The organism is Streptomyces armeniacus (genome assembly GCF_003355155.1).
In the GTDB taxonomy this organism is placed as follows: domain Bacteria; phylum Actinomycetota; class Actinomycetes; order Streptomycetales; family Streptomycetaceae; genus Streptomyces; species Streptomyces armeniacus.
On the sequence record NZ_CP031320.1, the window covers coordinates 6,100,420 to 6,117,558 of the forward strand.

Below are 17,139 nucleotides of genomic sequence, written 5' to 3' on the forward strand. Positions count from 1 at the left end.
GCGCCCGCCCATACGCCCGCCCGTACGCCCGCCCGCTCAGTACACGCCGTCCAGCACCGCCAGGTCGAGCCGCCGCAGCCGCTCGGGGTCGGCGATCACGTCGTACGCGGCGACGCGCCCGCCCTCCACCGTGATCGCCAGGGCCAGCAGCAGCCGCCCGTGCGGTGCGACGACGACGCCGACCGCCCCGTTCACCAGCGCCGGTGCCGCCAGCCGCGACCGTCGCCCGAAGACCAGCGTCTCGCGCGCCACGACGTCCGCACCGCGTGCGACCGCCGCACGGCCCGCCGGGAGCACCGCGGGGTCCGCGTGCCGTACGACGTCCGGGGCCAGTACGGCGAGCAGCGCGCCGAGGTCGCCGCTGCGCGCGGCGGCGAGGAACGCGTCGACGACCCGCCGCTGCTCGGCCGGCCCGGCGCGCTCCGCGCGCGGCACGGCGTCGCCGCCGCGCACCCGCTGCCGCGCCCGGCTGGCGAGCTTCTTCGCGGCCACCGGGGTGCGGTCCACGATGGGCGCGATCTCCTCGAACGGCATCGCGAACAGGTCGTGCAGCACGAACGCGACCCGCTCCGCGGGCTTCAGCCTGTCCAGCACCACGAGCAGCGCCCGGCCGACGGATTCGACGAGCACCGCCTCGTCCTCCGGTTCGGCACCCGGCCCGCCGCCCGACGTACGCTCCGTCAGCGGCCCGTCCAGCGGCTCCTCGCGGCGCGACGTACGCGTACGCAGCATGTCGAGGCAGAGCCGCGCCACGACCGTACGGAGCCAGCTCTCCAGGTCGTCGATGCCACCGGGGCCGGTGCGGCTGAGGCGCAGCCACGCCTCCTGTACGGCGTCGTCCGCTTCGGTGGGCGAACCGAGCATCCGGTAGGCCACGGCGCGCAGCTGCCCGCGGTGCGCCTCGAACCGTTCGGCCAGCCGGTCACTGTCGTGCTCGTGCATCGGTCACGGTCACCTTTCCTCGTCGCGCTCCGTCTGCTTCGTGCCACCGAAAACGAGCGAGCGGGAGAGGGCGGTGATCCGCAGGGGTTTCCACGGGTGTGTTCCGGTACGAGCAGCGTAGTGCGCGCCGTACGGGCCCACCTCCCGGGCTAGGGCCTGTCGTCAAAGTAGCGCCGTCCGCCGAAGGCGGTGCCCACGGCGTCCGGTGCGTGCAGCTGCAAGGCGGAGTGCCGTCCTCGTAGTGGGCTACTCGGACGGTGCGACAACGCAGCAGATGTGCGTGCAGGGCGTCGTGGGCAAGGCGGGACTTTGACGACAGGCCCTAGTCTTCTGAGTCGGGAATTCTGTTCAGATGTGTAGGGTTGCCTGGTGGCGCGTATTGGGCGGCCGAAGGCCGAGTTGATTCTGTCGGAGGAGGAGCGGGCGGCACTGGAGGGGTGGGTGCGGCGCCGTTCCACGCCGCAGGCATGGGCGGTGGCGGGCGCGGGGGTGCGGGGGTGGTCAACGGTGGGCGGCCAGCACGGAGTACGCGCCCCTGCGGGCGATCACGACCGCGGTGCCGAGCGCGAGGACCAGCCCCCACACGGGCAGACCGCCGGTCTGCAGGGCGAAGGTCGTACGGTCGGCGGCCAGGGTCGGCGCCACGACCACCGCGGCCCACACCGCCACCAGCGCGACGGCGGCGCGGGTCACGCCGATGACGCCGCCGAGCGCCAGGGTCGCCGAGGTGAAGGCCAGACAGGGCAGCAGCCACTGCACGGCCGTCACCCCCGTCACGAGGCCGCCAGCCAGCAGCGCGGGGACGACCACGGCGAGGACGGACGCGGTGCGCCGCAGCACCAGGTACAGGCCCGCTCTCGGAGCGGCGGCGGTCAGTTCGTACGCCGGGTCCAGGCCGCGCGACCAGGACGCCGCGACGCCGCACACCGGCAGCACCGGGGCGAGCAGGAGCAGCAGCGACACGTCGCCGCCGGAGCCCGAGCCTGAGTCCGTGCCCGTACCGGGGCCGATGGGGCCCGGACCGGCCATGTCGAGCAGCAGCGCGATCAGTGTCACGGCCGCGGTCATGGCCAGCCACGGCGCCATCACCGGCGTCAGCCACGCCGACAGCCGCACCGACCAGCGCCGCCGCGGCGGCATCGTGGCAGTGGCGGCCAACTGCGGTGCCAGCTCCGACCAGACGGTGTCCACGAGCGACGCGACGGCGGGCGCCTCTGCCGTGACGGCCGCCGACAGCCGTTCGCGGCACACCGCGCACGCCTCCAAGTGGGCCTCCAGGGCCCATACTTCGTCGGCGGGGAGGTCCGTACCGCCGCGCGCGTAGCCGCCGATGATCCGCTCCGACGCGTGTTCCCCGCTCATGCCAGCGCCTCCCGCATCGCGATCCTGGCCCGCCGGGCACGGGTCTTGACCGTGCCCTCGGGCAGCCCGAGCAGGACCGCGGTCTCCCGTACGGACAGCCCGTCGAGGACCATGGCCTGCAGTACCTGCCTCAGTTCCGGCGCCAGGCGGCGCAGCGCGTCGCCGACGTCGCCGCCGACGGTCGCCGCGAGCGCCTCCTCCTCGGCGGGCGCCGCCACGGCGGGGAGCGCGGCCGCCGGCGGCGGCTCGGCGTGGTGGGCCCTGCGCCGGAAGGCGTCGACGAGGCGGCGCGCCGCGATCGTCCACAGCCAGCCGACGGCCGTCCCGCCCACCGCGGAGCCCGCGAACGCGCCCGCCGCGCGCCACACCGCGAGGTACGTCTCCTGCATGACCTCCGCGACGATCTGCTCGTCGGCGCAGCGGCGGCGCAGCCGCACCGCCATCCACGGCGCGGTACGCCGGTACAACTCCTCGAACGCCGCACGGTCGCCCCTGGCGACGAGCCGCACGAGACGCTCCTCGTCCGGCTCCCCCGGTGCCTTCCTCGCTGATCCCACACCCGCAAGACGCGGCGCACGGGCCGCGGGTTTTCCACCGGGGGTGATACGCGTCACATACGGGCTGCGCGGGCGACGGCGAGCCACGCACCTCAGCCCGTCCGGCGCTTGAGGACACCCCTCGGGCCCCACAGCCCGCCAGTGGGCCGAATAGTGCGCTGCCACAGTGCAGGTTCACCGTGGCCGACGGCCGTCCTCAAACGCCGGACGGGCTTGAGGAGGCGGACGGTGTGCGGCAGCGGATCGGCAGTGTGCGGTGTGCCGCCCGTGCCGGATGGGGCGCCACTCCGCGCGCCTGCGACGATGCGCCCCGTTCGCGCCCTGACTCCCCTCACGGACTCGCCCGCACGCTGCACTTCATGGCGGCGACGGAGGAGACGGGGCACCCGGAGGCCACCGGGCGGAGGCTGTGCCTGCACTGCCGCAGGCCGCGGCCGACCGCCAGGGAGCGCGGCCGGATCAACCTCATGGCCGTGCTCTGCGACGCCTGCTGGAACGCATACGCCAACGAACTCGCCGAGGAGGAGGGCGCCACCGCGCCGCCCAGACCGTACGGCGGCCCGGAGAACGTCACGTGGCACGAGCCGCCGGTCTGCGGCGACTGCGGGGCCACGATGGCGCACTACCCCACCAATTACGACCGCTGGGTCCATCTGGCCCTCCGCGATCTCCCGGCCAAGGACGTGCCTCCCCGCCACCGCTGGCGGCTGGAGACCGTGACGGGGCCGGACTCCCCTGCCGGCGTCGCGGTCGTTGCCGTACGCATCCGCGGCATCGAACCGCTCCCCGGCGAACTCGTACGCCCCGCGCACCGGGCGGTCTGCCTTTCTCCGGACGCTGTACGGGAGGCGGAGCAGTAGCGGGCACGGAACCGGCACTGAGCGGCTCTTGCCCGGCTGCTGACGGCGCCATGGCCCCGGGATTCAATCTGGTCAAGGCCCCGGCCGCGCGGACGCTTCCGTACGGTGCACTCGTACGGCACCTCCGTACGGTGCGCTCGTACGCGCGGACGCTTCCGTACGGGCACCCCTCCATACGGCGCCCCCTCAACGTCCGCGCGCGCGGAGGCGGTTACGCCTCCGTACGGCGATTGTCTGGGGAGCGCGGCGCACAGGATGCCCGCGCCGGCCGCGGCGGTGACGGCGGGCGCGGCGACCGACGCGAGCCAGTCGGCCACGCGTGCGCCGCCGAGTGCGACGCACAGCCGGGCGGCCAGGGCGGCGGCGACGGCAAGCGCGACGGGCCACACGCCGCCGTTCCGCATCCCCGTCACGGGCATCAGTGGACGCCACCGCGCGCGTTGTCACCCGCCGGCGGTCCGTTGTCACCGACTGGGGACCTGACCGTGATGGCGCCGGAGCCCGCACCATCCGGCCGCAGGGGCCGTGGCCGGATAGCGGTGGAGCGCGGGGTGCGGGGTGCTGCGGTCAGTTTGTGGGGGCGGGGAGACGAAAGAAGTACAGGGGAACGGAGGGCCGTTCGCGTACGCACGGGATCAGACAGACCGGGCCGGGCCGGAGCGGGCCGGGCCGGGCCGGGCCGGAGCGGTGAACGGCGAACACGTCACAGCACACCACGGGCGACACGACAAGCTGAGGAGTGAACGCATGAGACGACGCACGTACGACAGACCTCCGCACGGGCGGTTACGCACCGCCCTGCGGCCGCTGGCGGTGCTGTTCTCCGCTGCCGCGCTGCTGTCTGCTCCGCTCCTGCCGGTGTCCGGCGAGAGCGCGGCGGGTGCGGCCGCCTCGGCCGCCGAGCGGCCCGGCGGCGGCCAGGAGCGGGCCAGCGGCCAGGAGTGGCACGGCGGTTGGGCGGCCTCCGTGCAGCCGCCGGGCCGCGGCCTCTTCCCGAACTGGTCGCAGCAGGGCTTCGCTCGGCAGACGCTGCGCCAGGTGGTCCGCGTGAGCAACGGCGGCACCGGCGCCCGTTTCGAACTCTCCAACCGCTACGGCACCTCCGCCCTGAACGTCGCCGGCGCCACCGTCGGGCGTACGGACCGGGGCGCGGCGGTGCGGAAGGGCACCGTACGGGCCGTCACCTTCGGGGGCGCGGAGTCGGTGACGGTCCCCGCGGGCGGCGAGCTGTTCAGCGACGCGGTGCCGATGCGCGTCAGGGAGCTGGAGTCGCTGACCGTCACCCTGTACCTCGCCGAGCCGACCGGCCCGGCGACGTACCACATGGCGGCCTCGGCGACGAGCTACCGGGCGCCGGGCGACCACCGTTCGGACGAGAGCGGAGAGCCGTTCGGCGAGACCTCCCTGTCCTGGTACTACCTCTCGGACGTCGAGGTACGCGGCGAGGGCGGCGCACGCGCGGACGGAGTGGTGGCCTTCGGCGACTCGATCACCGACGGCTTCGCCTCCACGGTCGACGCCGACAATCGCTATCCGGACGAATTGGCGGAGCGGTTCGTGGCGGAAGAGCGGCCACGCAGCGTCCTCAACCACGGGATCAGCGGAAACATGATCACGTTCGGCACGCCGGGCACGGGCGAGAGCGGCGTCGACCGCTTCCGGAAGGACGTGCTCGCCGAGCCCGGAGTGAGCACCGTCATCGTGCTGGCGGGCATCAACGACATCGGCCTCGGGCGTCCGGGCGGCCAGATCCCGGACGTGTCCGTGGAGCAGCTCATCGCCGCGCACCGCGACGTCGTCGCCCAGGCGCACGACGCGGGCCTCAAGGTGATCGGGGCGACCCTGGTGCCGTTCGAGGGCGCGTCCTACTTCACCGAGCGCGGCGAGGAGAAACGCGACGCGGTCAACGAGTGGATCCGTACGTCCGGCGCGTACGACGCGGTCGTCGACCTGGACCGGGTGCTGGCCGACCCGGCCGACGCGGACCGGCTGGCGCCCGCGTACGACAGCGGCGACCATCTGCACCCGAGTGACGCCGGCTACCACGCGATGGCCGAGGCGATCGACGTCGGCGCGCTCTGACGTCCGCCGCCGGGCAGCACCGTCCGGCACCACCCGGTGCACCGCACCGCACCGTCCGACGCCGCCCTTCCGGGCCCCTGTCCGGCGTCGGGAACGTACGCCCAACACCCTCCGCTTGCGCGCCCTTTCAGCGCCCGGAGACCTGCCGCCCGCGCTCTCCGTCCCGCGCTCTCCGTCCGCAGGCGGCGCTCACTTGCGGACGAGCGATCTGAAGGCATCCCGTACGTCACCGTCGGACGCCTTCACGTACACCTCCGACGGCGGACCGAAATCGGTGGGCCCGTGGGTCGTGTACGAGAGCCGCTGAGGGCAGCTCGTACCGCCGATCTCCACCTTCCTGTCGGCCACGAGCCTGCCCGTCCGCAGCTCGTACACCTTCACCGGAATCGCGATCCGCCGGAACGTCACATCCGTGGGGAAACCCGGGCCGATCTTGTTCTCGTACGGGCAGGTCCGTACGGAGGCGCCGAACTTCTTCTCGCCCGCGCACACCACCAGTACGGCCTTCTCCGCGTCGTCCGTCCGCCACGAGCCCGGCAGCTTCCCGGTGTACGTGTCGTTGCCGTAGAACAGTGCCCGGTTGACGCCCTTGCCGTACGCGGGGGCGCCGCTGTACTTCGCCGGCCTGTCGCAGTATTCGGGCTGTGCGCCGCTGCCCGAACCGCCGAGCAGGCCGCGCACGTGCGCGAGTTCGAGGGCGAGCGTGGCCTTCCTGGCGCCGGCGCGGGCGCGTGTCCTGGCGCTCTCCTTGTAGTCGGGGTACCGGTCGAGCAGCTGCTCGTAGCGCGTACGCGCCGTCTTCCAGTCGTGGTCCGCCATGAGGTCGTCGCCGCAGCCGACGAGCGCGGCGGGCGCCGTACGCGGGACGGCGCCCGCGGAGCGGTCCAGCGTGTCGTGGCTCGCGTTCCGTTTGCGCAGCCATTCGGTGACCGCGACGGTGTCGCACGGGTCCTTGGCGGGCAGCCCGCCGAGGAACCCGTCCAGGACCGTGCCGGCCATCCGCTCGTGCCCGTCCCACTTCTCCAGGACCGCGGCGAGCCCGTCGAAACCGGCGCTCAACGCCTCTGTGTCGCCCGTCAGCCCGGTCGTGAGCCTCTGCCCGGCCTCCGCCAGCCGCCGGCACGCCCGGACGGTCTCGTCGCCGCGTACGGCCGCCGGCGCGTCGGCGACGCGGTTGGCAAACCACACGCCGTCCTGGGCGTCCAGCGCCCGCGCGCAGTCGCCGCTGTCGCGCGCCTCGTCGACGGACTCCTCGATGCGGTGCGCGTCGAACCGCAGGAGCCCCGCGAGCAGCAGCACCGGGACGGTCACGCAGACGGCCACCACCCGCTGCCTCCGTACGGCGGCCCGCCGCGTACGGCCGCCGGCCAGGAACCACCCGTGCGCGACCAGCACCGCCCACCACAGGAGCACGACGCACTCGAGCCACACGGACTCGAAGGCCGACCCGAGGAGGACGAGCAGGACGAGGGTGCCCAGGCCGGTGGCGGCGGCGAGCCCGCGCCGGCCGAGCATGAGGTAACCGGCGCCGAGCAGCGAGGCGTTGGCGAGGGCGACGGCCGCCGGGTCGTACGAGTGGCGGGCCGCGGGCGGGACTTCCGGCGGGTCCGGTTCCGGCGCGGCCGGTTCCGGCGCGGCCGGTTCCGGCGCGGCCGGCGTCGGGTGATCCATCGCGGTCCCTTCTCACGGAACGGGAGACGGCCGCCACTCATTGTCGGCACGAGTGCCGGGACGGGTCCCGAGGCCGTACGGGGACCGCGCGGCCTCCGTACGGTGGCGGGGCCCGCCTCCGTACGGCGTCGGGGCCCGCCTCCGTACGGGGCCGGGATAGGTTGCGGCGCATGACCGACGTGGACGCGCAGGGACGCGCGGAACCGCCCCTGGCCGCAGGCGAACCCGCCACCCTGCTGGGCTTCCTGGACTTCCAGCGCGCCACCCTGGAGTGGAAGTGCGAAGGGCTGGACGCGACCGCGCTGAGGGCGACGACGGCCGCCTCGGCGATGACCCTGGGCGGGCTGCTCAAGCACCTGGCCTACGTGGAGGACCACTGGTGCTCCTGGGCGCTGCACGGGCACGTCCGGCAGCCGCCGTGGGACGCCGTCGACTGGGCGGCCGACCCCGACTGGGACTGGCGCTCGGCGGCCGGGGACAGCCCCGCGGAACTGCTGGCGCTGTGGCGGAACTCCGTAAGCCGCTCCCGTTCACTCGTCGCCGAGGCGCTGTCCGAAGACGACGGCGAGGGCGGCGGGCTGGAGCGGCTGGGCAGGCGCGTGCTGCCCAACGGCACGGCGCCCAGCCTGCGGTGGATTCTGTGTCATCTGACGCAGGAGTACGCGCGGCACAACGGCCACGCGGACCTCCTGCGGGAATCTTTGGACGGTGCCACCGGCGAATAGCCGTACGGCGCCCGGACCAGCGCGAAAAGGCGCCGGAGTGCGGCAGGCGCGGACGCGGGGCACGGGCCGGCGGCGGTGAGTCGGGCACGCGCGCAGGGCGCCGCTACCGGGCGTGTGACTCCAATGGCACTACTCACGCGTTGTTCACGCTCTGAATCCGCTTACGTACGCTGTGGCGGGATCGTTTCTTCACTCGGGAGTGGCATGGGATTCGGGTTCGGACAGCGGCGTGGCGGGGAACTCCCCGTGGAACTCACCAGTTTTGTCGGCCGCGCGAAGGAACTCGCCCTGGTCCGCGACGAGTTCGAGCGCGGCAGGCTGGTCACCCTCGTCGGTCCCGGCGGCGTCGGCAAGAGCCGTACGGCGCTGCGGGCGGCGGCCGAGCTCGCCGGACACTTCGCGGACGGGGTGTGGCTGGTCGAGCTGTCGGCCCTGCACGACGCCGAGTTGGTGCCGTCGACGCTCGCCGCCGTCCTCGAGCTGCCCGAGCAGTCCGGCATGGAGCCGCTCGACGCGATCGTCGCGCACCTCAGGGACCGCAGGCTGCTGATCATCCTCGACACCTGCGAACACCTCCTCGACGCCGCCGCGATGCTCTCCGACATCCTGCTGCGCGGTGCTCCGGAGGTCAGCGTGCTCGCCACCAGCCGGCAGCCGCTCGACGTGCCGGGCGAGCACTGCGTGTACGTCGCGCCGCTCAGCGCGGACGACGGGTTGGAGCTGTTCGTGCAGCGCGCCGGGACGGTCGTGCCTGGCTTCGCCGCGACCGACGACAGCAGGGAGCAGCTGCTCGCCCTGGTGGAGCGGCTGGACGGCATCCCCCTCGCGCTGGAGCTGTCCGCCGTACGGCTGCGCGCCGTGTCCCTCGGCGAACTGGTGTCCCGGCTCGATCACCGCTTCGAGGTGCTCACGGGCGGCCGGCGTACGGCGCAGAACCGGCACCAGACGCTGCGTACGGCCATCGGCTGGTCGCACGAGCTGTGCACGCCCGAGGAACGGCTGCTGTGGGCGCGACTGTCCGTCTTCGCCGGTTCCTTCGAACTCTCCGCCGCGGAACAGGTTTGCGCGGGCGGCGGGCTGACGCGCGAGCAGGTGCTGGAGACGCTGATCGGGCTCGTCGACAAGTCCGTGGTGCAGCGGATAGGCGAACGCGGCGAGCGTTACCGCCTGCTGGACACCATCCGCGAGTACGGCGCCGGCTGGCTGACGGAGACGGGCGACGCGGAGACCGTACGGGCGCGGCACTTCGCGTACTACCAGCGGCTGTGCGACCGCTTGTGGGACGAGCTGCTGACACCCGCACAGGTCGAGCTGCACCGGGCGGTGCGGAACGAGATCGCCGACGTGCGGGCGGCGTTGGAGTACGCGTTCTCCGCTGCCCGCCGTACGGACGGCGACGCGGACGGGAATGCCGGTGCGGACGGTGGCGGTGCAGAGGGTGGCGGTGCGGAGAGTGCCGGTGCAGAGGGTGGCGGCGCGGACGGTGACGCCGACGGCAGGGCGGCGGCGGGCCTGTGGATGGCCGCGCAGCTCGCGCCGTACTGGCGGGCGGCCGGGACGCTGTCCGAGGGGCGCCACTGGATCGACAAGGGCCTCGCCCTCGTACCGGAGGACTGCGCCGAACGCGCCTGGGGCCTGTTCATGACCGGCGTGTTCGCCATGTGGACAGCGGACCTGGCGACCGCGCCCGTCCGTGTGGAGGAAGCGCATGCCGTGGCGGAGCGGTCCGGCACCGTACGGGTCACGATGTTCACGGACGCGTATCTGGGCGCGATGACCGCCCTCGGCGGCGAGTTGGACGAGGGCCTCGACGCGATGGAGGACGCGCGCCGCCGGATCGTCGACGCGAACGACGGCCTGGGCATGGCCGTCATCCACAACGAGGGCGCGCTGCTGCGGGCCGTGCTCGGCGACTCGGCGGGCGCCCTGGAGCTGTGCGAGCTCGGGCTGTCGTATCTGGAGGGCACAGGCGACCGCCAGTTCTACGCGTCCACACTCGGTGTGCAGGGCATCTGCCTGTGGCTGGCCGGCCAGTGCGAGGAGAGCGCGGAGCCGCTGCGGCGGGCGCTGGAGGCGGCGAGCGAGGTCGGCGAGGTCCTGGTGGCCGCGCTGGCGTGCCTGGTGCTGGCGTGGCACGCGGCACGGCAGCAGAGGTATGTCAGGGCGGGCTGGCTGCTGGGTTACGCGGAGAACGCGCGACGGCTCAGCGGCGACCCGGTGGGCATGCTCCCGTCGCTGCTGGAGGAGCAGGAGTCCATGCAGAAGCTGGTGCGGACGGCGCTGGGGAACACGGAGTTCGACCGGTGGCGTGCGACGGGCGCACGGATGTCCGGTACGGACGTGCTGGAGGCCGTCCGCACCGACGCGGACGAGCCGCTGACCGCCGGCCGCGGCGCCTCCGTCCCCCGCGCCCGCAAGCGGGCGGCGACGGACGTCCTCACCCGGCGCGAACGGGAGGTCGCCGCGCTGGTGACACAGGGCCTGTCCAACCGGGAGGTCGCGGAGCGGCTGGTGATCTCCAAACGGACCGCCGACGCGCACGTCGAGCACATCCTCGCGAAGCTCGGCGTCACCTCCCGTACGGAGATCCCGGCGGCGGTGCCGGAGGGGTAGCCGGACGTCCCCGTACGGGGATGCCGGACGGAGGCGCCGCGCGGCGGGTACGTACGGACGCGGACGTGTCCGTACGGAGCACGGGTACGTACGCGCGGCACGGCGTACGTACGCGGCGGCGGCCACGCGCCACCGGATACGTACGCCATCCGCGCGCGGGCGGCACCGCATACGTAGACCGTCCGATGGTCGAGGACGAACGCCCGTCCATCCGGGCGACGCCCGGCCAAGAGGCGGTGCCCCGTTCCCGGCGGCAACCGCTCGGCGCGGGCCGAGGGCCGTCCTCAAACGCCGGACAGGCCGGCTCTGGCCGCTCGCCGCCGTCTGCCACGAGATCCGGCCGTGTACGTATACGGACACGCGCGTCCGCCCGGCAGCCGTATACCGATCTTCCCTGCTTACCGATGTGTGCGGCCCGCCCGCACGGCAGGCTGGAATCGCCGCCCGGGGGACCGAGGCAGGCGGGCACCGGCACCTGTTGGTCAACCCCACGGCTGTCATGGCGAGGCGCCCGTGCTGTCCTGCCCCTCGGGCGGTGTGGGAGCGGGCCGCTGCCCCGAGGAGGGGCAGCCGCCTGCTGCGTACAACCCCCCTGTGCGCCTGCCTCGTACGGCACCCGCTCACCGCCGTGTGCGTCCTCCGGGCCGGGAGGGCGTACGCGCGCGGCTGCCGTACGGAGACCACCGCGGAGGCTCCCCTAGGGAGGCGGATTTCCCCCTGGGCGGACTTCCCGGCGGACTTCGAGGCGGGCGCGCCTTCAGGTGGTGCTCAGGTCCGCTCCTCGCGGGGCGCGTTCTCGGCGGCCATGTCCTGTGTGCCGATGACGGAGAGCAGTTCCAGCTGAGCGGCGCCCCGGGTGCCGGGCGGCGCCGTGAACCACAGCAGGCGCTGGCGTCCGTCCTCGCTGAACAGGCTGTGGCAGTCCACCTCGATGACGCCCAGCGCCGGGTGGACGATGCGCTTGTGGTCGTTCCGGCGCAGCGCCACGTCGTGGGTGTCCCACAGGGCGGCGAACTCCTCGCTGCGGCGCCGCAGGGAGGTGACCATCCTGGCCACGAAGGTGTCACGGCCGCGCCGGGCGGCGACCGCCTGCAGGTCCGCGACGAACGCGCGGGAGTGCTGCGGGTGCTCGCCGGAGGGATAGATCGCGCGTGCGGCGGGATCGGTGAACCAGCGGTAGACGAGGCTCGCCGCCGGGCCGCTCACCGCCGGAGGGCGGCCGACGAGCGCCGCGGCCAGCTCGTTCTGCGCGAGGGTCTCGTGCAGGTCGGTGATGACCTGCGCGGGGGTCGTGCCGAGCCGGTCCAGCAGGCCGAGCAGCGCGGGCTGCGCGTGCGCGGTGAGCCCGTACGCCGCTGTCGGCAGGGGCCGCTCGGCGAGGTGGAACAGGTGGTCGCGCTCGTCGCCGCCCAGGCGCAGCGCACGGGCCAGGGCGGCCAGCACCTGGGCCGAGGGCTGGGCGCTGCGGCCGCGCTCCAGCTCCGTGTAGTAGTCCGCGGACAGCCCGGCCAGCTGCGCGACCTCCTCCCGCCGCAGTCCGGGCACCCGGCGCCGGGGGCCGGTGGGCAGACCGACGTCGTCCGGGCGGACGCGGTCGCGCCGGGACTTGAGGTACGCGGCGAGCGCGGGAAGGTTCACGCCTCCCATCGTCACGCGTGCGGCTGCCCGTAGCCAGGGGTTGCCGGCCCCTGGGTGGCCGCAGCCGTGGCTGACGGCGCGGGAACGGCCGATGGTGGCAGGAGACGCCGGTCCGGAGCCAGCCGACCGACAGCCCATCCCCGTACCACCCCCGTACAGGAGCCCTCATGTCACTCTCCGACCCGGCGCCCGGCAGCGGCGCCGCACCCTCCTCCGGCAGCGCGTCCGGGCGCCCCCGTGTGGCCGTCGTCACCGGCGGCTCGCGCGGCATCGGCCGCCAGGCGGTGCTGCGGCTGGCCGCCGACGGCTTCGCCGTCGTGGCCGGTTACGCCGGAAACCGCGACCTGGCCGAGGCCGCCGTCAAGGACGTCACCGCGGCGGGCGGCCGTGCGGTCGCCGTCCGGGCCGACGTCGCGGACGAGCAGGAGGTGGCCGGCCTGTTCGGCACCGCCGAGTCCGAGTACGGAGGCGTCGACGTCGTCGTGCACGCCGCCGGCCGGATGCTGACGACACCTGTCGCCGATCTGGACCTCGCCGACCTGGACGCGCTGCACCGTACGAATATCCGCGGGACGTTCGTCGTCGCCCGGCAGGCCGCCCGTACGGTGCGCGGCGGCGGGGCGATCGTCACGTTCTCGACGTCCGTGGTGGGCCTCGCCCTCCCCGGCTACGGCGCCTACAGCGCGAGCAAGGGCGCGGTGGAGGCGCTCACCCTGATCCTCGCCCGCGAACTGCGCGGCCGGGACGTCACCGTGAACGCCGTCGCCCCCGGCCCGACCGCCACGGATCTGTTCCTCGACGGCAAGGACGAGGAGACCGTCGCCCGCCTCGCCGCCCAGCCCCCGCTGGAACGGCTCGGCACGCCCGAGGACATCGCCGAGGTCGTCGCGTTCCTCGCCTCCCCGGCCGGGCACTGGGTCAACGGCCAGGTCGTCCGCGCCAACGGCGGCATCGTCTGACCGCGGGCCCCCGCACCACCACTCCGCATCCACCGGACACTCCGCACCCACCACACACGCAGAGGACGACCATGCCGTTCGCGAACTTCAAGATCCCCGCCGACACCCTCACCACCGAGCAGAAGGAGCAGCTCATCACGCGCACCACCGACCTGTACGCCGAGCTGTACGGCGAACGCGCCCGCGCCACCACCCTGGTGCTCGTCGAGGAGGTCACCGACGGCGGCTGGGGCATCGGCGGCGACGTCCTGACGCTCGCCCGTCTCCGGGAGCTGCCGGAAGAATGACCGCCGCGCGCGCGGCGGAGCCGGAGTCACGCGTCCGCCCACGTACGGCGGTCGCGGGCCGCCGCGTAGACCTCCTCCACACGCTGCGGTGCGAGCACGCCGCTCGCGGCGACGAGCGCGGCGAGCTGGCGCCGCTCCACGGCCCGTACGTCGAGCAGCGCCGGCTCCACGGTCACGCTCGCCGCGCCCACGAAGACCAGGAGCGGCGTGACCTCCACGGTGAAGCCGCAGGCGCGGGAGAGGACCCGTGCGGCACCGGCGGCTTCGCCGCGGCTCTCGCGCACGTACGGATAGTCCTGCCCGCCGATCTTCACGACGTCGTCGCCCACCTGGATCTGCGCCTTGGGGTGGCTCTCGGTGCTGACGCAGAAGACGCCGCCAGGGCCGATCAGCAGGTGGTCGAGGGCCACGTCGCCGGGCAGCGGTATCGAATGCAGGACGCGCCAGCCGTCCGGGCAGCGGCGGCGCAGTTCGGCGGCGACGGCGCGTTCGCCCTGGAGGCCCCTGTGCCATGATTCCGCGTCGCTGCGCAGCCGGAGCAGCCGGAGCAGCCGACGGAAGAGGTGCGCCGCAGGGTGCACGCCGAGCTCGTCCAGCTTCCGCTGCGACGACTCGCCGGGGCGGTTGCGGGCAAGGTCGTCGTCGGGACTCAGCGGCGGCGCGGCGGTGGCGGACCCGCGCGCCCGTTCCGGCGCGGACGGCAGGCGCACACCGTCGGGTGCGGGCGATCTGCCGGGTGCGGCCCGCGCGTCGGGGGAACGCGGCGCGGCAGGTGCAGGCGGCTCGGCAGATGCGGACGGAGCGGGAGGCTCACCCGTAGGGCGTTCCGCGGCCGGTCCGGACTCCGTCGGCGGCGGCTCCGGTCTCCGGGCGGCGAGGTACGGCCTGAGCGCCTCCAGAGCGCCCTCCCGATGGCTCTCGGCAAGGACGGTCACCTCGCCGTTCCGGCAGTCGAGCCAGGCGACGGCGGCGCCTTCGGCCGTACTCACATACAGCCGGTCGTGTCCGTACCGTTTCCACCGGGAGACCCGTAAACCGCTCATCAACCGCCCCATGCCGAGTGTCGCGCCGACCGTCTCTCCTCCCATGGGAGCAGCCGGTGCAGCGGGGCACAAGAACGCCGGGGGCGTACGCCGCCGGGCCGTTCACACCAGCTCGACGCGCACCTCGTGCCGTCCGCGCAGGCCGGCCGGCAGCACCGTACGGGTGCCGCTGCGGCGGTGGCCGTCCACCGTGCAGGACGCCATCCGGTTGCCCTTGCCGGTGAGCGTGATGTCCAGCGTCATTCCCCGGCAGGTGAGGCCGCGCAGGGTCACCGGGCCCCAGCCCGCGGGCAGGCTCGGGGCGAACCGCAGGCCGTCCCGTTCGTGGCGGAGGCCGAACAGCCCCTGGTGGACCAGCCGCAGGTACGCGGTGGCCGACCACGTCTGGTCCGGCTGCGACGGCCACTGCCGGCCGTTCTGCCAGCCGCCGTCCACGGCGCCCGTCCTGGCGTGGTACAGCTCCCAGAAGTGGCCGTCCTGTCGCTGCAGTCCGGCGATGTCGGTGACCGCCTGGGCGAACGTGCCGACGCGGCCGCCGACCGCCGCCGCGTGCCCCCACATGCCGACCGTCATGGGCCACACGATCGCGTTGTGCCGCCCCGGGTGCGCGTCGTCGAAGCGCTCGAAGTGCGGCCACACGTTGACGACACCGTGCGGCTCACGGTGCGTGCTGTCGAGTATCGCGGCCGTCTGCCGCCGGGACGCCACGCCGCACAGGATGGCGAACGCCAGCCCGTTGCCTTCCTGGTGTGGCTCGAGTCGGCCGGCGCGTTCGCCGCTGCCGTGGATGAGGTAGCCGTACGAGCCCGCCTCGGGCCGCCACAGGTGGCGGTTGATCGCGGCGCGCAGACGGGCAGCGGCGGCGCGGAACCCACGCGCCGCCCGCCGGTCACCCGTCACGGCGGCCATGCCCGCGCAGGCCAGACAGGCGGCGTGGAAGAGGCAGTTGGTGGACAGGCACATGAGCTTGCCCGCGCCGGGGTGGTCGAGCACGAACGAGGAGTCGTTGCCCGGGTCGTACGGCGGGCTCGGATAGCCGGCGATGCCGTCCTGCATGAAGGAGGGACCCTCGAACAGCCCGTAGTCCGCGTTGAAGTGCTCGGCCTTGTCCACACGGAGGGTGTTGACGGCGGCTTCGTACGCGTCGTTGACGAACGCGCGGTCGCCGGTGACCAGCCAGTGCTGCCAGGCGGCGACGGCCCAGATGATCTGGTCCCACCACTGGTTGTCCTGCTGCACGATCAGCCCGCCACCGGTTCCGTCCCCGCCGCCGTCCTCCTGGCGGCGGCACACGGACCACAGGGTGTTGCGTGCCACGTCGGGCGACAGGAGGCTGGCGGCGTTCCACGAGTTGACCGACGCGTCACGGGTCCACGGCTGCTCGTATCCGCCGCCGGCCCGGATGAAGGTGCCGGGCGGATCGGTCATCAGGCCGGTCTGGTTGTACTCGTCGGGGTCGTACGGGACGGTGTTGATGTCGAGCAGGTTCTCCAGCGCCGCCTGGTACGCGCCGCTCAGCAGCGCGCCGTGGGAGCCGCCGAACTCAACGCTGGGGCGCGCGGCCCCCGTTCGGCGCGGCGCACCGTACGGTGCTGCGGACGGTGCCCCGAGGGGTGTGCCCGGGGCCGCCGTACGGTGCGGTGCGGCGTGTGCGCGCGAACCGGCGGCGACCAGTCCCGCCACGGTCAGTCCGGCGGCGGCGCCCGCGCGCAGCAGCCGTCGTCGGGGCGTTGCCGGGCGCTGTTCGGGCAGGCTCATGCGGACTCCGATTCGACAACGTTGTCAACTCCCGTCGGTACAGGGATACTTCCCACGGCCCGTGACGCTGTCAACAGATTGCGGCGGATCAGAGCCGCAGCTCCGGGTCCCCCGAAGTGGCCAGGTGCGCGCCCATGTTGCGCTCCATCATGCGCAGCGCCGCCGACGCCAGGTCGGGATGGATGTGCGCCACCGCGTCCTTCACGACGCTCACCTCCACATGGCGGATGTGGGCGTCGAGCGCGGAGTAGAGGATGCATTGCTCGGTGACCTGGCCGCTGAGGACGATCCGGCCGATGCCGTGCTGCCGCAGCAGGTATTCGAGCGGCGTCTCGTAGAACGCCGAGTGGCGGGCCTTCACGACGAACAGCGAGTCGTCGTCCGGTCGGATCGGCTCGACCAGGTCGGCGTACGGGCCGCTCAGCACGGTGTCGAGCAGCTCGTCGTGGTGCGAGCGCCAGCGCCCGAAGTTGTCGTTGACGTAGATGACTTCGGTGCCTCCGGCGCGGGCCCGCTCGATGAGCCGCCGTACGCCGGGCAGTGCCTCCCGTACGGAGGGCAGGAGGAGGTGGGCGTCCTCGTGCTCGTAGGTGTTGACCATGTCGGTGATGACCAGCGCGGTGCGGTCCGCCATCGCTCGCC

Annotated in this window: 14 protein-coding genes; 6 read left to right on the top strand and 8 right to left on the bottom strand. The window is 73.7% G+C overall.

What is annotated here, in order from left to right:
- Positions 1-36 precede the first annotated feature (36 nt).
- The 3 genes from DVA86_RS26425 to DVA86_RS26435 form a co-directional block, all read right to left on the bottom strand.
- Positions 37-942 carry a sigma-70 family RNA polymerase sigma factor gene (locus DVA86_RS26425; protein ID WP_208881999.1) on the bottom strand — a complete coding sequence of 302 codons (906 nt, stop codon included), beginning with the start codon at positions 940-942 and terminating at the stop codon, positions 37-39.
- Positions 943-1,443: 501 nt separating this feature from the next.
- Positions 1,444-2,304, bottom strand: a complete 861-nt coding sequence (locus DVA86_RS26430) for a zf-HC2 domain-containing protein (RefSeq protein WP_208882000.1) — start codon at positions 2,302-2,304, stop codon at positions 1,444-1,446.
- Positions 2,301-2,861 (bottom strand): RNA polymerase sigma factor, encoded by a 561-nt coding sequence (locus tag DVA86_RS26435; RefSeq protein ID WP_208882001.1) that lies wholly within the window; start codon positions 2,859-2,861, stop codon positions 2,301-2,303. Before DVA86_RS26435 ends, DVA86_RS26430 begins: the two co-directional genes overlap by 4 nt.
- A 359-nt stretch (positions 2,862-3,220) precedes the next feature.
- Here DVA86_RS26435 and DVA86_RS35015 point away from each other — a divergent pair, with 359 nt between their 5' ends.
- Both DVA86_RS35015 and DVA86_RS26445 read left to right on the top strand, forming a co-directional pair.
- Positions 3,221-3,721, top strand: coding sequence for a DUF6083 domain-containing protein (locus DVA86_RS35015; RefSeq protein ID WP_222623367.1), 501 nt, complete (start codon positions 3,221-3,223; stop codon positions 3,719-3,721).
- A gap of 747 nt (positions 3,722-4,468) precedes the next feature.
- Entirely contained in the window at positions 4,469-5,803 is a 1,335-nt protein-coding gene (locus DVA86_RS26445) for an SGNH/GDSL hydrolase family protein (RefSeq protein ID WP_208882003.1), read from the top strand.
- A 189-nt stretch (positions 5,804-5,992) separates the two neighbouring features.
- Here DVA86_RS26445 and DVA86_RS26450 read toward each other — a convergent pair whose 3' ends face one another.
- Positions 5,993-7,474 (bottom strand): hypothetical protein, encoded by a 1,482-nt coding sequence (locus DVA86_RS26450; RefSeq protein WP_208882004.1) that lies wholly within the window; start codon positions 7,472-7,474, stop codon positions 5,993-5,995.
- A 170-nt stretch (positions 7,475-7,644) separates the two neighbouring features.
- Here DVA86_RS26450 and DVA86_RS26455 point away from each other — a divergent pair, with 170 nt between their 5' ends.
- Positions 7,645-8,199 (top strand): DinB family protein, encoded by a 555-nt coding sequence (locus DVA86_RS26455; RefSeq protein WP_208882006.1) that lies wholly within the window; start codon positions 7,645-7,647, stop codon positions 8,197-8,199.
- Positions 8,200-8,403: 204 nt separating this feature from the next.
- Complete coding sequence (locus DVA86_RS35550; RefSeq protein ID WP_245997197.1) at positions 8,404-10,812, top strand: ATP-binding protein; 2,409 nt, start codon at positions 8,404-8,406, stop codon at positions 10,810-10,812.
- 768 nt (positions 10,813-11,580) lie between these two features.
- Here DVA86_RS35550 and DVA86_RS26470 read toward each other — a convergent pair.
- Positions 11,581-12,450: a helix-turn-helix domain-containing protein gene (locus tag DVA86_RS26470; protein ID WP_208882008.1), complete on the bottom strand. Its 870-nt coding sequence runs from the start codon at positions 12,448-12,450 to the stop codon at positions 11,581-11,583.
- Positions 12,451-12,617: 167 nt separating this feature from the next.
- Between DVA86_RS26470 and DVA86_RS26475 the strand changes: the two genes are divergently transcribed.
- Positions 12,618-13,409 carry an SDR family oxidoreductase gene (locus DVA86_RS26475; RefSeq protein ID WP_208882010.1) on the top strand — a complete coding sequence of 264 codons (792 nt, stop codon included), beginning with the start codon at positions 12,618-12,620 and terminating at the stop codon, positions 13,407-13,409.
- 71 nt (positions 13,410-13,480) lie between these two features.
- The gene (locus tag DVA86_RS26480; RefSeq protein WP_208882012.1) at positions 13,481-13,696 is read left to right on the top strand and encodes a tautomerase family protein; all 216 of its coding nucleotides are present in this window, start codon (positions 13,481-13,483) and stop codon (positions 13,694-13,696) included.
- A 26-nt stretch (positions 13,697-13,722) separates the two neighbouring features.
- Here DVA86_RS26480 and DVA86_RS26485 read toward each other — a convergent pair whose 3' ends face one another.
- The 3 genes from DVA86_RS26485 to DVA86_RS26495 all read right to left on the bottom strand — a co-directional run bounded on the left by DVA86_RS26485 (position 13,723) and on the right by DVA86_RS26495 (position 17,131).
- A complete protein-coding gene (locus tag DVA86_RS26485) occupies positions 13,723-14,406 on the bottom strand; it encodes a nuclease-related domain-containing protein (protein WP_245997200.1) in 684 nt (227 codons plus the stop codon).
- A 435-nt stretch (positions 14,407-14,841) separates the two neighbouring features.
- Positions 14,842-16,497: an MGH1-like glycoside hydrolase domain-containing protein gene (locus DVA86_RS26490; protein WP_208882016.1), complete on the bottom strand. Its 1,656-nt coding sequence runs from the start codon at positions 16,495-16,497 to the stop codon at positions 14,842-14,844.
- 88 nt (positions 16,498-16,585) lie between these two features.
- Entirely contained in the window at positions 16,586-17,131 is a 546-nt protein-coding gene (locus tag DVA86_RS26495) for a cysteine hydrolase family protein (RefSeq protein ID WP_208882018.1), read from the bottom strand.
- Between the last annotated feature and the right edge of the window lie 8 nt (positions 17,132-17,139).